General features: G+C 50.2%; 14 protein-coding genes. All 14 read right to left on the bottom strand.

The annotated features are described in order from the left end of the window. Nucleotides 1–108 precede the first annotated feature (108 nt). Nucleotides 109–1,500: an MATE family efflux transporter gene (locus AC0YNS_RS00605; protein ID WP_475779168.1), complete on the bottom strand. Its 1,392-nt coding sequence runs from the start codon at nucleotides 1,498–1,500 to the stop codon at nucleotides 109–111. A gap of 33 nt (nucleotides 1,501–1,533) precedes the next feature. Further along, a complete protein-coding gene (recO, locus tag AC0YNS_RS00600) occupies nucleotides 1,534–2,280 on the bottom strand; it encodes a DNA repair protein RecO (protein ID WP_475779167.1) in 747 nt (248 codons plus the stop codon). Between the two features lie 26 nt (nucleotides 2,281–2,306). Then, the gene (locus AC0YNS_RS00595) at nucleotides 2,307–2,456 is read right to left on the bottom strand and encodes a YqzL family protein (protein ID WP_475779166.1); all 150 of its coding nucleotides are present in this window, start codon (nucleotides 2,454–2,456) and stop codon (nucleotides 2,307–2,309) included. Between the two features lie 112 nt (nucleotides 2,457–2,568). Then, nucleotides 2,569–3,504 (bottom strand): GTPase Era, encoded by a 936-nt coding sequence (era, locus tag AC0YNS_RS00590; protein ID WP_475779165.1) that lies wholly within the window; start codon nucleotides 3,502–3,504, stop codon nucleotides 2,569–2,571. A 39-nt stretch (nucleotides 3,505–3,543) separates the two neighbouring features. Then, a complete protein-coding gene (gene cdd / locus AC0YNS_RS00585) occupies nucleotides 3,544–3,981 on the bottom strand; it encodes a cytidine deaminase (RefSeq protein ID WP_475779164.1) in 438 nt (145 codons plus the stop codon). Between the two features lie 17 nt (nucleotides 3,982–3,998). Next, nucleotides 3,999–4,349 carry a diacylglycerol kinase gene (locus AC0YNS_RS00580; protein ID WP_475779163.1) on the bottom strand — a complete coding sequence of 117 codons (351 nt, stop codon included), beginning with the start codon at nucleotides 4,347–4,349 and terminating at the stop codon, nucleotides 3,999–4,001. Further along, on the bottom strand, nucleotides 4,349–4,846 hold the full coding sequence (ybeY, locus tag AC0YNS_RS00575; protein ID WP_090979921.1) for an rRNA maturation RNase YbeY: 498 nt from the start codon (nucleotides 4,844–4,846) through the stop codon (nucleotides 4,349–4,351). The genes AC0YNS_RS00580 and ybeY overlap by 1 nt, the downstream gene beginning before the upstream one ends. Beyond that, nucleotides 4,843–7,107: an HD family phosphohydrolase gene (locus tag AC0YNS_RS00570; protein WP_475779162.1), complete on the bottom strand. Its 2,265-nt coding sequence runs from the start codon at nucleotides 7,105–7,107 to the stop codon at nucleotides 4,843–4,845. Before AC0YNS_RS00570 ends, ybeY begins: the two co-directional genes overlap by 4 nt. Nucleotides 7,108–7,566: 459 nt before the next feature. Beyond that, entirely contained in the window at nucleotides 7,567–8,574 is a 1,008-nt protein-coding gene (locus tag AC0YNS_RS00565; protein WP_475779161.1) for a PhoH family protein, read from the bottom strand. Between the two features lie 6 nt (nucleotides 8,575–8,580). Beyond that, entirely contained in the window at nucleotides 8,581–9,774 is a 1,194-nt protein-coding gene (yqfD, locus tag AC0YNS_RS00560; protein WP_475779160.1) for a sporulation protein YqfD, read from the bottom strand. Nucleotides 9,775–9,786: 12 nt separating this feature from the next. Further along, on the bottom strand, nucleotides 9,787–10,065 hold the full coding sequence (yqfC, locus tag AC0YNS_RS00555) for a sporulation protein YqfC (RefSeq protein ID WP_090979929.1): 279 nt from the start codon (nucleotides 10,063–10,065) through the stop codon (nucleotides 9,787–9,789). A gap of 161 nt (nucleotides 10,066–10,226) precedes the next feature. Next, on the bottom strand, nucleotides 10,227–10,733 hold the full coding sequence (locus tag AC0YNS_RS00550) for a hypothetical protein (protein ID WP_475779159.1): 507 nt from the start codon (nucleotides 10,731–10,733) through the stop codon (nucleotides 10,227–10,229). Nucleotides 10,734–10,783: 50 nt separating this feature from the next. Then, nucleotides 10,784–11,779 (bottom strand): flotillin-like protein FloA, encoded by a 996-nt coding sequence (gene floA, locus AC0YNS_RS00545; protein WP_475779158.1) that lies wholly within the window; start codon nucleotides 11,777–11,779, stop codon nucleotides 10,784–10,786. 18 nt (nucleotides 11,780–11,797) lie between these two features. Then, nucleotides 11,798–13,174, bottom strand: coding sequence for an NfeD family protein (locus tag AC0YNS_RS00540; RefSeq protein WP_475779157.1), 1,377 nt, complete (start codon nucleotides 13,172–13,174; stop codon nucleotides 11,798–11,800). Nucleotides 13,175–13,246 lie beyond the last annotated feature (72 nt).

The raw sequence follows: 13,246 nt of genomic DNA, 5'->3' as shown, positions 1-13,246 counted from the left end.
CGCTTGTCTGACGACTGTACGTGATTACTTTCTCCATCATCGTTCATATTTCATAATATCCTATCTTAGCAATTCTAACCACTTGTGTCAACGAGAAACTTTATTCACCTACAGCGGCACAGCATCACTGCTATTTCCGCCGGTGCCGAGCTTCCTATCTTCACGGAATGCTTCAGCAAACAACAGCTTCTTGCGATGCTTGCGCCACCTCAAATAACATAACGCTCCGCGCAGATATTCGTCGCTGATCATCCCTATATAAATGCCATAGAGCCCCCATTGCATCGGGACTGCAAGTATATAAGAAACCCCAACCGCAATGATCCACATGCTCGGCAACGAGTAAGTCATAACCGTACGGCTGTCGCCTACAGCACCAAGTGACTGACCAAGTGCCATATTCAGCATTTTGCCGGGCTGCAGTGCTAAATTAAGCCAAAGGAGGGACACTGCCATTTCGATAATCCAAGGATCCTTGGTAAATGTGGAAATGATCGATGTTCGGAACAACAGCAGAAGGGCTGTATTCGCAAGGACAACGATAACCCCGAAGCCTAAGGCTCGATATGCACTATAGTATGCTTGCCTTAGTTTCTTCGCTCCATACAAATGCGCGATTTGGATTTGGGCAGCAAGCGCGAGCGACCAACCGAATGTGAAGGCGAATGACTCCATGGTGTTCATATATGTACGAGCCGCAAGCGGTTGTTCACCCATGGAGGCAATGATACTGAAAATAACAACCTGCGAGAATGTCCATGAAGCACCGTTCACACTGATTGGCCAGCCGATCTTAATGACTTCTTTGAGCAGCTTCGTATGAAAGCGGCCGAATTCACGAAGCAAGACCGGTGCTCCAAAGGCATGCCGGAACAAATGCTGCTGGAAGAAGAAGGCTACCGTTCGGCTAATAACGGTCGAAATTCCAACCCCCATTAGTCCAAGCTCCGGCAGACCGAACGCCCCGAATATAAATGCGTAGTTCAGTACAACATGCAGGACATTCATACCAAGCGCAATATACATGGGAGATCGGGTATTTCCGGTATTTCTGACAGCAGTGCTCATGGATAAATTCAGCGCAGTGATGACCATTCCGCCGCCGACGATCGACATGTAGGTATGAGACAGACCCTTCAAATTGTCCGGCACATGCAAGGCTGTTGTGAATAACGGGGTCCCATAAATAAGTAAAACACTAATGATAATGCCCAATAATACAGTGATGGAAACTGACATAATGCCGATTTTGCGCGCTTCGTCCGGCTTGCCCCCGCCCAGCTTCTGTGCGATAAGAATGCCGGCCCCGCTCGTCACAAGTGTGAATAAAATAATGACTGCATTAAAGAACATATTCGATATCCCGACAACAGCGACGGCATCATCCGATATTCGGCTAACCATCAAGGTGTCTGCTGTTCCGAGCATGAATTGCAGCATCATCTCAATCATAATCGGCCATGTCAGCGACCAAATTCTCGGTGTCGACTGCGAAGCCATATCGAAACTGTACCTCCTGCCTAATTTGCCTAATTACAGCGAATAACGATCCATTTGATCCAGAAAAGAGCGGGATTTCAGCTGCAAGCCAATATGAGTGTCCATTAGCGAACGCATGATGTGCTTCAATTGCTGCTTCGTCTCGTCCTTCACTTGAATGTTGCCAAGTCTGCGCATATCGAGCTGCCAGAATAATCGCAGCAGCTTAAGAGCACCTTCGCTAAGCTCGATTGCAGAAGTGTCTTTGTAGCGGCATCTTCCGCAGATGATGCCTCCGCCTCTTACACTTAGTGCCATGGGACCGCTCTCATTACCACATGAGATACATGCACTAAGATCCGGAGCGTATCCGGCTGCCGCAAGAATTTTCATCTCGAAGAGCTGGATCGTAATCAGTAAATCCTTCCCTTCGCCAATCGCTATCAGGCAAGCCTTTAACTGCTCATACATGAATGAACCCAAGTCCTCTTCCTGCAGCGCGCGATCTACTAATTCCACGGCATAAGAAGAATAGGCAGTTTTATCCAGCTGTTCACGCAAAACATGGTGAGATTCAATAATCTCACCATGCGTTAACGTACCCAGGCCGCTGTTTCGGAAGAATAGATATTCGCCATGCGTAAATAATTGCACGAGCGATCCATGCCTGCTCTTTAGTTTTTTGGCGCCACGCACGACAATTCCGATCTTGCCGTGCGTGTTCGTCAGCAGCGTGATAATTTTGTTGCCTTCCCCATAGTCCATGCTCCGGATGACAATGCCTTCGACTCGGTACTGCATATCGCTTCTCCCCCAACCTGCGCGTCCTAAACGGAATCCGTTTCGGGCGCTGGTTCTCCCTCTTCCTCGCAGCCGACAGCTTCCGGAGAAACTGCCTGCTCGTCCATCTCCCTGTAAAGCATGAAAGCTTCCACATCCCCGGTCAGCGTAAAATACTTCCACGAAAAGTCTCGCATTCGTATTCATCCTTTCCGCGCTCAAGAATGTTGCTCACGGATTAGGATGCGATGAAGATGATGACGCTATGCCAGACAAATTACGGACATTTTCCCGGAGAAAGGAAAATAGCTAATCGTTTCTGAAACCAAGATCCTTCAGCACTCGCTCTTGGTTACGCCAATCTTTCTTCACCTTCACCCATAGCTCCAGAAAAACGCGTGAGCCGAGCAGCGTTTCGATGTCGCGGCGGGCTTCTTTGCCAACTTGCTTGAGCAATGCGCCTTGCTTGCCGATGACGATCCCCTTCTGAGAATCACGTTCGACATAGATAACAGCTCCGATATTTACGACGCCGTTCTCTTGCACCTTCATCGTTTCAATCGCAACGGCGATGGAATGCGGTACCTCTTCGCGCGTCAGATGAAGAATTTTCTCACGGACAAGCTCCGCACATACGAATTGCTCCGGATGATCCGTTACTTGATCGGCAGGATAATATTGTGGCCCTTCAGGCAAATAACCGCTGAGCACTCTAAGAAGAGTATCCACGTTATTGCCTTTCAGCGCAGAGATCGGAATAATTTCTGCAAAATCATACAGATCTTTATATTGCACAATGAGCGGCAGCAGCGCTTCCGGCTCAATTTTGTCAATTTTGTTCATGATGAGGAACACCGGCGTCTTAATTTTCTTAAGTGCCTCAATAATGAAACGGTCTCCTCCTCCAATTCCCTCTGAAGCATCGATGAGGAATAGGGCTGCGTCAACCTCGCCAAGCGTGCCTACAGCGGACTTCACCATGAAGTCCCCTAGCTTGGAAGTCGGTTTGTGTATCCCTGGCGTATCCAGGAATACAATTTGGGAATTGTCCTTTGTGTAGACGCCATGAATTTTGTTCCGCGTTGTCTGCGGCTTGTCTGACATGATGGCGATTTTCTGGCCGATGACCTCGTTAATTAAGGTCGATTTGCCGACGTTTGGTCTTCCAATAATGGCGACAAACCCGGAATGGTATTTCTCCTTGGATCCTTTAGATCCTTTTGAACCTGACGATGATGAATTCATAAGCTGTACCTTTATCCCCTTCCAGAACGTTGCGAATTCTTACGCTTTCGTTAATGCATCCGATGAGAAGGCACCCGGCAGCAGCTCCGCTACTGTCGATACACGCCATTCTCCCTTCATATTGCTCATAATGACAGGCATGTCCGGCGGGCAAAGCTCCACCATTACTTGTCTGCACACGCCGCAAGGCGTAATTGGTGTATCCGTATCTCCAACGACCGCAATCGCTTCGAATGAGCCAGCTTGATGCCCGTCTGCAATAGCCCGAAACAATGCCGTACGTTCCGCGCAGTTTGTCGGACTATAAGCCGCATTCTCTACGTTACAGCCAAAATGCACGCCGCCTTCGGCATCCAGCAGCGCCGCTCCGACTTGAAAACCAGAATAAGGCACATAAGCCCGACTGCGAGCTTCTATGGCTTGCTGCATGAGCTGCTGCCAAATCGGCGATAATTCCCCGATTGATGTTGATGTCATCCTTAAAGCTCCTCTCATTAAGGCCATAGATGCGGAATAAATACAAACAGGCCGATAATAACGGCCCCAATTGCAGCAACCAGCACACCGCCGGCTGCTGTATCCTTGGCAGCCTTGGCAAGCGGATGCCGGCTAGGACTAGCCAGGTCAACGACATGCTCAACTGCCGTATTCATCAGTTCGGCTGCCATTACAACAGCTTGGGCCGCAATAATAACAACCCATTCTATTCGAGTCAGTCCGACCATCAGTCCCGCCACATTAACAACTATTGCGCAAACCACATGAATTTGCATATTGGCTTGGGTGCGAACTGCTGATAGGATACCTGAACCCGCATAATAGAAGCTGCGCAGCAGTCGTTTCATTAACGAGTCAGACCTGCTTGGCGGAGGACGGCTTCCTGCTTCTCCGTCATAACAGCTTCGCTTGCCTCATCTTGGTGATCATACCCAATCAAATGAAGGAAGCCATGCACGAATAGAAATCCGAGCTCACGCTCCAAGGAATGGCCATATTCTTCACTTTGTAGTTTAGCCCGTTCCGCCGAAATAATAATATCGCCAAGCATCCCTTCGAACGGCACCGTCTCGCTCTCATCGTCTACCTCGTAGATGATTTCAAGCTCTTCGTCAGTTTCCTCCTGCATGGCGAAGGAAAGCACGTCTGTTGGACGGTCGATATTGCGATATTCACGGTTCAATTGATGAATTTCTTCATCATCCACAATGGAGAGCGTTACTTCCCCTTCGGTCATGCCCTCTGCTTCGGCAGCCAGCTGCAGCAGCTGCTCCAGTACCCCGATAAAGGATTCGGAAATTTCGACTTTCTCTTGATCATTGCTCCATTCCAACTTCAAGCTCATGCCAGACGCTCCTTTTGTTTAACATCTTCCGGATATTCAATGCGCGAGTGGAAAATCCCGATAACTGTTTCTTTCAACGTCTGTGCGATCTTCTCCAGCTCCTTGAGCGTCAAATCGCATTCATTGAACTGATCATCGTCCAGCCGGCTTTTAATAATCTTGTGAATCATGGATTCTACCTGCTCCACGGTTGGGCTTCGCAGGCTTCGTACTGCCGCTTCCACGCAATCCGCGATGCCGACGATCGCCGCTTCCTTCGACTGTGCTTTTGGCCCCGGATACCTGAAGTCTTCCTCTGTAAAATCAGGCTCCAAACCCGCTTCCTCAGACAATTTGTAAGCCTTGTGATAAAAGTATTTCAGACAAGTCGTACCGTGGTGCTGCTCGGCAATATCACGGATCGGCTTCGGCAGCTTATGATTGCGAAGCATCTCCACGCCGTCGCGCGCATGGGCGATTATAATCGATTTACTTAATTTAGGCTCAATGGAATCATGCGGATTTTCATAGTTTGTCTGATTTTCGATAAAATAACTAGGTCGCTTCGTCTTTCCGATATCATGATAGAACGAGCCTACTCGGCATAAGAGACCGTTCGCGCCAATCGACTCTGCCGCCGCTTCCGATAAATTGCCGACCATCACGCTGTGATGGTACGTTCCGGGCGTCTCCGTCAGCAGCTTACGCAGAAGCGGATGGTTCGGATTGGACAGCTCCACGAGCTTCAGGGCAGACAGAATTCCGAACGTCACTTCAAAGAACGGCATTAATCCCACTACCAGTATCGCCGTCAACAGCCCGCTGGCAAACGCAAAAGCGACCGTCATGATAATTTCCGATTTGGGAGGAAGCTCACCAAGCAATAGAATAGCCAGAACAGAGGCCGAGCCGAACAAGCTGACCATAATACCGGCCTTCAAAATCGTCGAACGCTGGCTTGCGCGATGGATCGCGAAGATAGCGGCGAACGAAATGACAGCAGTCGTGAATCCGTAATTAAAGTCAAACAGCTGACCCGATTCCATGTTGAAAATAACACTGCCCATAATGGCAAATAGAAACGAGCTCACGACAGCCAGCTGAATGTCCAGCAGCAGCACAATCAGCATGGCACCCATCGCAGTAGGCGCTAAGTAGCCGACATACGGCATTTCCTGCGTTTGTGTCAGTTCCACGATGTGCATGGCGAGAATATTGAGCAAGAAGATCAAGAGCAGCATCGAGAGCTGAGCATTGCTGTATTTCATATTCGTCGATCCGCTGCTCAATCCGGCCGCTCGCTCCAGATAACTGTAGATCACGATCAGAAAGAGTACAGATAGCAGCAGCAAGCCAAGCTGCGGCCAATAAGACTTCTTCGTTTGAAGCACACCGATAGAGGAAAGGCGGTCATAGAGTTCCTTCGAGATGATCTCACCTTTATGAACGATGATATCGCCTTGCTTTACCACAACAGGAGTCGTATTTTCTTTGGCCGCCACTTTCGCATCATTGGTTGCTTGCGTATCAAGAAACTTATTCGGCATGATCGCGTATCTGGCAAGCTCCTGCACGATCTCCCTCGTTTTGCGTTCGGTAAGCGTACTCGCATTGACGAGCTCTGCAACTTTCGTTCTTGCCGTCTCCGCTTCACGGAGCGAATCGCTCATCAGCTTGCGGACAATATTCACGCCAACCAGATGCATGTCGCTCAGTTGAATCGCGGAGAGCGAAGGCAGTTTATAATAAGTTTCCTCCGGAATCCGATAAGCCTGCGATTTCACCACAACTGCCATTTCATCAAGCAATGTATCGTTATAGGTGCCATTCCCTTTGTTATTCTGAACAAATTGATCGACGTATTCCGTATATAATTGCGGAATTTCATTGCGATAGATGGACACCTTATTTTCCAACGTGACTTGATCGTCTTGATTCAGCTGCTCCATTCGCGCGAAAATCTGCTCCAGCAGTGCTTCGCTGCGGAGGGCCACAATCGAATAAATCGGCTCCACTCGATCGGCAGCAAGCTCCTGCGCCTGAAGCGTTGCCTTCTCATCCTTAATGTCCACCGGCGCTTCAATGTCGCGGTCACTGGCTTTGCCTAACTCGATATTGTACGTCTTGGGGAGCACGTGTGGGGCAAGAGAGAAATAAAATAGCAAAACAAACAGAAGCAGCAATACCCAGCGAACAGCCGAGCTGTGCTTCCATCCACTCCATCCGGAGGACGATGATGACGTCCACTTAGACTCATCCGGGTTGGCTTGTTGATTTACCATGGTTGATATCCTCCTAGAAACTACACATCCCCCTGGATCTCCTTCGTAAGGAGAAATCCAGGGACTTTGTCCCTGGAACCCTTACAGTAAGAGATCCCCATGGACACTGTCCCTGGACCCTATATGCACGATGATATTCTTTCAATGGGATCTTAATTCAAATGCCGATACATCCCCCGATACATCCCCCTAACTCCCCCTTATCCAAGGGGGACCCCAGGGACGCCGTCCCTGGACCCGGAATGTACCGTGCCTGCCGCCTGGGCCGTCTTCGACCATACTTCGACGTTGGCTCGCTTTCGTCCGCTTACGCGCGGACACACTTTTCATGCGACGTTCTTACCCGGCTTGGTGCCCCGGGTGGAACGCTGCTGCTTTCGAGCGATTAGCATTAGCGTTACTGTTGTGCTGGGAGTCGCTTGTGACCTGCGGTCACAGGCTTACCTACTGAGTGACGCTTTATGACCTGCGGTCATAAGGTTTGCCTGTTGATTCATTAGTTTGCACTTCAGCGTCGATATTGTAGGCTGTTATGATTTTTTGGACGAGGCTGTGACGTACTACGTCCTGTTCTGTGAATAAGATAAAGCCGATCTCCGGGATGTTCGCTAAGATGCGCTGTGCTTCGATGAGTCCTGAGCGCTTGCCGCGCGGCAGGTCGATTTGGGTGACATCTCCGGTAATAACCATCTTGGAGCCGAACCCAAGCCTCGTCAGAAACATCTTCATCTGCTCCGGTGTCGTGTTCTGCGCTTCGTCCAAAATTATAAATGAATCCTCAAGAGTCCGTCCGCGCATGTAGGCGAGCGGTGCCACTTCAATGAGACCACGTTCGAACGCCTTGGTCGTTTGGTCCGGACCAAGCACATCATGAAGCGCATCATAGAGCGGCCGCAAATACGGATCAACCTTCTCTTGCAAATCGCCCGGCAGGAACCCGAGATTCTCGCCCGCTTCAACGGCAGGACGCGTCAGCACGATCCGCTTGACCGAGCCTTCCTTCAATGCCGCTACGGCAAGCACGACTGCCAAGTACGTTTTGCCCGTACCTGCAGGACCGATACCGAAAACGATATCCATCTTCTTGATCGTTTTGACGTAATGGCGTTGACCAATCGTTTTTACCCGAATCGGTTTACCGCGAAACGTGGTCGTTATCTCCGCTTTGAAGAGGTCTAGCAATTGCTCGGCCTGCATCGTCTTGGACAGATCCAAGGCGTATGCGATGTCGCGCTCTGTCGGCGAATATCCGCCTCTTATAAGCTGCTGCAAAACCGTATAAAGCTGTTCCATAGAATCCACCTCGGAGGTTGGCCCCGAAATGGAAATTTCCGCATCGCGAGACATAATGTCCGCTGATGTCTGCTGCTGGACTAATCGCAGAAATTTATCCTGCGGACCAAGCAGTGCTAGTCCTTCCGCTGCGTTTGCAAGTGGAATTTTGGCTACTTTGAATTCATTTTGCAAAAATACTCAATCCCCTTGCATCTGAACTAACGGTCTCTCTATCGCAATCGACTGATCCACCTCAAAAAGCACTTTCATATAAACTTTACCATTCTCCGTCTTTTCATGCAAAATGTTTTCCGCAAGCACCTCTGCATCAGGCCCTACCTTCGCTAGTAAATCCGCTCTCGCCTGCTGAATGCCTTCCGCTTTGGCCTCTTCCACGCCGACGGTTTGGTTCTCCATTCGTACTTCCATAATCGTTTCTTTCATTCTGCCGAACGGCAGATTCATCGTCCGCCAAGCTGCCTTCTCTTCCTGCTTGATGCTCTCATACATGGCAAAAGGCGGTTTGCCAAACCCGCTAACCTTAAGCGCCCTTCCGGCTACGACAGCATACCAGACGATCTTCTTCTCACCAGTATATACCTTCATCTTCCGCTCAAGCGGAGAAACGATATCATATTCATGCCATACGACTCCCTTCACGACGCCTTTCGCGACCACAGAAGCGGTATTATTCTCGTCCCCCAACAAGCCGGAGATCAGGATATCGCCTTGCTTCACCCTCATATTACGCTTCACGACCGGCTTCCCGGTCTCCGCTAATATTTTGGTGACAACCGCATCAGTTGATGCGACGAGATGCCGTGGATTCTGAGCAACTTTAGGCGATGGAATCGAAGTTTCCACCACTTGTATCGTTATGCGGGTCCCGCGCTTCTCTACGCCAACCCAAGCCGCCCCAGGCAGCTGCTGAGCGAGACGCTTGGACAATACGGAGGCATCATCAAGCCGGAACGACCACTGAAACGGGTACAGCCCCTCCTGCTTGGCCACCTGAAGAATCTGCTCCTCCGATAAGCGGTCATTCCCCTTCACATCAATCGACCAGACGAGCGAGGAGAGCAAATACATCCCAACGAAGAAAAGGACGAGCCCCGCCGCAAAAAAAGCACGTCTCCGTACTCGCAGCAGCCAGAAAGGCAGTCCTTGCCGTGAAGTGACGTGGATGCGACAGCCTGTCTCTTTCAGAATCGGGCGAAGCCGGAAGAAATCATTGACCTGCAGATAGCAAACGAGCTCGCGGTCGTTTGTATGACGAATGGACCACAATTGCAGCCCTTTCGCGAGCGCAGCATTCACCAGGTTTTCTATAGCCCCGCCGCGCACGCGAATTGACACAAATCCGCGGAGCCACTGCATCCATGTCGCTTTCATTACAATTGCCCCCTATTCTCGCACTTCGATATGTTTAATAACCCCTTCTATGAAAACTTCTTCTGTCCAAATCGTTCGAATAACCAGCTCGCTGCCCGTTACTTCCAATTCTCCTTTGCTGAGCGCAAGCCTCAGCTTGTCACTGGAGAAATGCAGTACGCCGCGGTGATTCTCGATGTATAATTGGCGGTCGCCGATCATCGTTAATCGTGGCAAATCCATTACGACATCCGGCGGCAGATCAAGCAGATCCGCAGCCATCTTACGCAGTTTGCGATTTAATCGGCGCATGCAGGCAGAAGCCCCCTTCCCGTACTGTACCAAATTATGCGAGAGCGGCCCCAAATATGAGGAATATGGCGCCGTTCACTCCGATCAAACACAAAAAAACCGACCCAATCGGGTCGGTTCTGCTTGATTCAGCTTCATACAGCCATTTGCTTTCGATTCCGTTATCTGCGCAGCGGCCGTTTCGAACGCGGTTCACCAAGCACTTCTGTCAATATAAATGCACGGCGCAGCTCATCGCCTTGCGGAACGCGGAAGGTATCCGCTTGCTTCTTCTGCTCGATGTGAGCGGCTTTCGGAAGCGGCGCTCTGTCATTCCCGCGAACCGGCGGCACGGTACGCCGCAGCAAATCAGAATCCGCATATTCCGAACTGACGCCTTCTTCACCGGTTGTATCGAACTTCGACTTATATACGCCTTGTCGCGGCTCAGTAGGCGGCTCTACGGCTCTCTGCTGGACAGACTGTCTTTGCGGCTGCGCCGGCCGAGTGACCACGGGAGGCGCAGTCGGCCGTCTTAGAGGAGGCTCTCCTCCAAACGTAGGCATTCGATTGGTCGTCGGATTGCCCGGCTTATTATTTCTCATTTTGTTAACGAGCGTGAGCAGGAAACCTACGAGCACAATGACGACGTAGATGTTGGAAACCAACAGCTTGATCAGTTCATTCAAACGCTCACCCCCTTCAGATTATCGTTTTCATCTCAAGAATGGGTCAGCGATTAACGTTCTTCTTTTTCCGGCGACGATGAGTCTGTTTTACCAATTGAATTACGCATGCTGGTATCCGCTTCAATATTCTTGAAATTCATATAATCGAGTACGCCAATCTTGCCTTGCTTAAGCGCTTCAGCCATAGCTAGCGGTACTTGAGACTCGGATTCCACAACGAGTGCACGCATTTCTACAACTCGCGCTTTCATTTCCTGTTCATGCGCAACAGCCATCGCTCTGCGCTCCTCGGCTTTCGCTTGTGCAATCCGTTTGTCCGCTTCCGCTTGCTCCGTTTGCAAATGCGCACCGATGTTCTTGCCTACATCAACATCCGCAATATCGATCGACAAGATTTCGAAGGCCGTTCCGGCATCAAGACCTTTGCCAAGTACTGTACGCGAGATCAGATCCGGATTCTCCAGAACGTCCTTATGAGAGTTAGAAGAACCGACTGTTGTTACAATCCCTTCACCGACACGCGCAATGATGGTTTCTTCACCGGCACCGCCAACCAAACGCTCAATGTTCGCACGAACCGTAACACGCGCTTTAACTTTCACTTCAATCCCGTTCTTAGCTACTGCCGCAACCGTAGGCGTCTCGATAACACGTGGGTTAACGCTCATTTGAACCGCTTGCAGTACATCACGGCCTGCGAGGTCAATTGCCGCAGCACGTTCAAACTCCAGATCAATGTTCGCGCGTTGTGCAGCAATCAAGGAGTTGACGACACGGTCAACATTACCGCCCGCCAAGAAGTGGCTCTCCAGTTGATTAATCGTAAGCCCAAGACCGGCTTTCGTCGCTTTAATTAACGGGTTGACGATTCGGCTGGGGACAACGCGGCGCAAGCGCATCGCAACGAGCGTAATAATCCCGACTCGCACACCAGACGCAAGTGCAGAGATCCAAAGCATAATTGGAAAGAAGGTTAGAAATACGGATAATGCGATGACCGCAAGCACTACAATAATTACAATCGTTACAGTTGGATCCAGTGTCATGTAAACCCCTCCAATTAATTAGTTCTTCTCATCAATCTGGGCGACTACAACTCTCGCGCCTTCGACTTTAATGACCGTGACATCGGCACCGGATGGAATGAATTCGCCTGATGTGACAACGTCAATCCGGCTGTCGCCAATACGAATGGTTCCTGCAGGACGCAGTGGTGTAAGCGTCTTGCCATTCATCCCCAGATACGATACTTTGCTTGCTGTAGAGACATACCCTTCAGCCGTTGTCAGCTGATCGCGAAGTATGAATTTATTCCATATTCCGCGATGTGCAAATCGTTTGGCCATGATGTACACGATAATGCCTGCGACGATGACAGCCACGATGAGCGATAAACCGGCTGACTTCGGATTCGGCGCTGCCATCAGCACACTGGCAATCAACGATATGGAACCAAGTATGCCCAGTATCCCGAAGCTCGGTACAAACAGTTCAGATACAAGCAGCAAAATCCCGATGATAAACAGGATCACATCCTCAAGTCCTGCAAAACCGACAATGTAATGGCCGAAGAAATACAATCCGAAACCGATGACTCCGATAATACCCGGAGCTCCGAACCCCGGCATCATCAGCTCAATCGTAACGCCTGCTATTCCAATAATAAGCAGCAGCGTCATTACGATTGGCAGGGTTAAGAATTGTCCGACCCGCTCCATTGCACTAACTTCGTAATTCACAATGTTCGGCTGCGGCAGGTTCAACTTCGCGAGCGCGTCGTCAACTGTCTCCGCTGTATACTCCGCATAGCCTACTTTAAGCGCATCCCCGGCTGATAACGTAAGAATATCGCCCTTGGCTTTCGTCCGCCCGAGAGAGCTTAATTCAAGCTCCAGATTCGGATTCACCATAGCTGCCGCAATATTAGGATCGCGATCATTCAGCAGTGCTGCCGCTTTCATCTCTTCGGTCCAGAAGGAAAGCGTCTTCGGATTCGTGATCAACTCACCCGATTCATCAACAACCGCTGCCGCACCAATCGTACTGCCGGGCTGCATGATAATCTGGTCTGCGTTTAGTGCAATGTATGTCCCCGCCGAAACGGCTTTCCCCTGCACATATACCGTGGTTGGCACTTTACTCGTTCTGATTAGTTCCCCGATCTCGAGAGCACTGTCCAGCCGCCCTCCAAGTGTATTGAGAACGAGCAGCATGCGTTTAGCCTTAGCTTCTTCAGCCTCTTGATAAGCCCGCTCAAGTGTCTTCTGCAATCCGGATTCAACGGTCTGCTTCACTTTCACGACGTAAACGGTTGAGCCTACTGTTGCGCTGTCTGAGTCCCCTGCTGCGGCAAAGGCCGGAATAGCCATCGCCAACATGTAAAGCAGCGCCAATAGAGCAGGCAGCACCAATTTCAATCTCCACCTATGGGCTTGCTGCACGCCAGTCCCTCCTTGTACATTAACAAGCTTAATTCCTAAGTTAATGTTACGTACATGACACCAATTCGTTTC

It is taken from the genome of Paenibacillus sp. J22FR21 (assembly GCF_056269135.1).
The sequence above is the reverse complement of the archived record's forward strand: the minus strand, read 5'-3'. Positions and strand labels throughout refer to the sequence as shown.

What these genes read in the sequence shown, in the direction of transcription:
- AC0YNS_RS00605 (WP_475779168.1), bottom strand. Translation starts at nt 1,500, where the DNA reads ATGGCTTCGCAGTCGACACCGAGAATTTGGTCGCTGACATGGCCGATT.
- recO (WP_475779167.1), bottom strand. Translation starts at nt 2,280, where the DNA reads ATGCAGTACCGAGTCGAAGGCATTGTCATCCGGAGCATGGACTATGGG.
- AC0YNS_RS00595 (WP_475779166.1), bottom strand. Translation starts at nt 2,456, where the DNA reads ATGCGAGACTTTTCGTGGAAGTATTTTACGCTGACCGGGGATGTGGAA.
- cdd (WP_475779164.1), bottom strand. Translation starts at nt 3,981, where the DNA reads ATGACATCAACATCAATCGGGGAATTATCGCCGATTTGGCAGCAGCTC.
- AC0YNS_RS00570 (WP_475779162.1), bottom strand. Translation starts at nt 7,107, where the DNA reads ATGGTAAATCAACAAGCCAACCCGGATGAGTCTAAGTGGACGTCATCA.
- floA (WP_475779158.1), bottom strand. Translation starts at nt 11,779, where the DNA reads ATGACACTGGATCCAACTGTAACGATTGTAATTATTGTAGTGCTTGCG.
- yqfC (WP_090979929.1), bottom strand. Translation starts at nt 10,065, where the DNA reads ATGCGCCGATTAAATCGCAAACTGCGTAAGATGGCTGCGGATCTGCTT.
- era (WP_475779165.1), bottom strand. Translation starts at nt 3,504, where the DNA reads ATGAATTCATCATCGTCAGGTTCAAAAGGATCTAAAGGATCCAAGGAG.
- ybeY (WP_090979921.1), bottom strand. Translation starts at nt 4,846, where the DNA reads ATGAGCTTGAAGTTGGAATGGAGCAATGATCAAGAGAAAGTCGAAATT.
- yqfD (WP_475779160.1), bottom strand. Translation starts at nt 9,774, where the DNA reads ATGAAAGCGACATGGATGCAGTGGCTCCGCGGATTTGTGTCAATTCGC.
- AC0YNS_RS00580 (WP_475779163.1), bottom strand. Translation starts at nt 4,349, where the DNA reads ATGAAACGACTGCTGCGCAGCTTCTATTATGCGGGTTCAGGTATCCTA.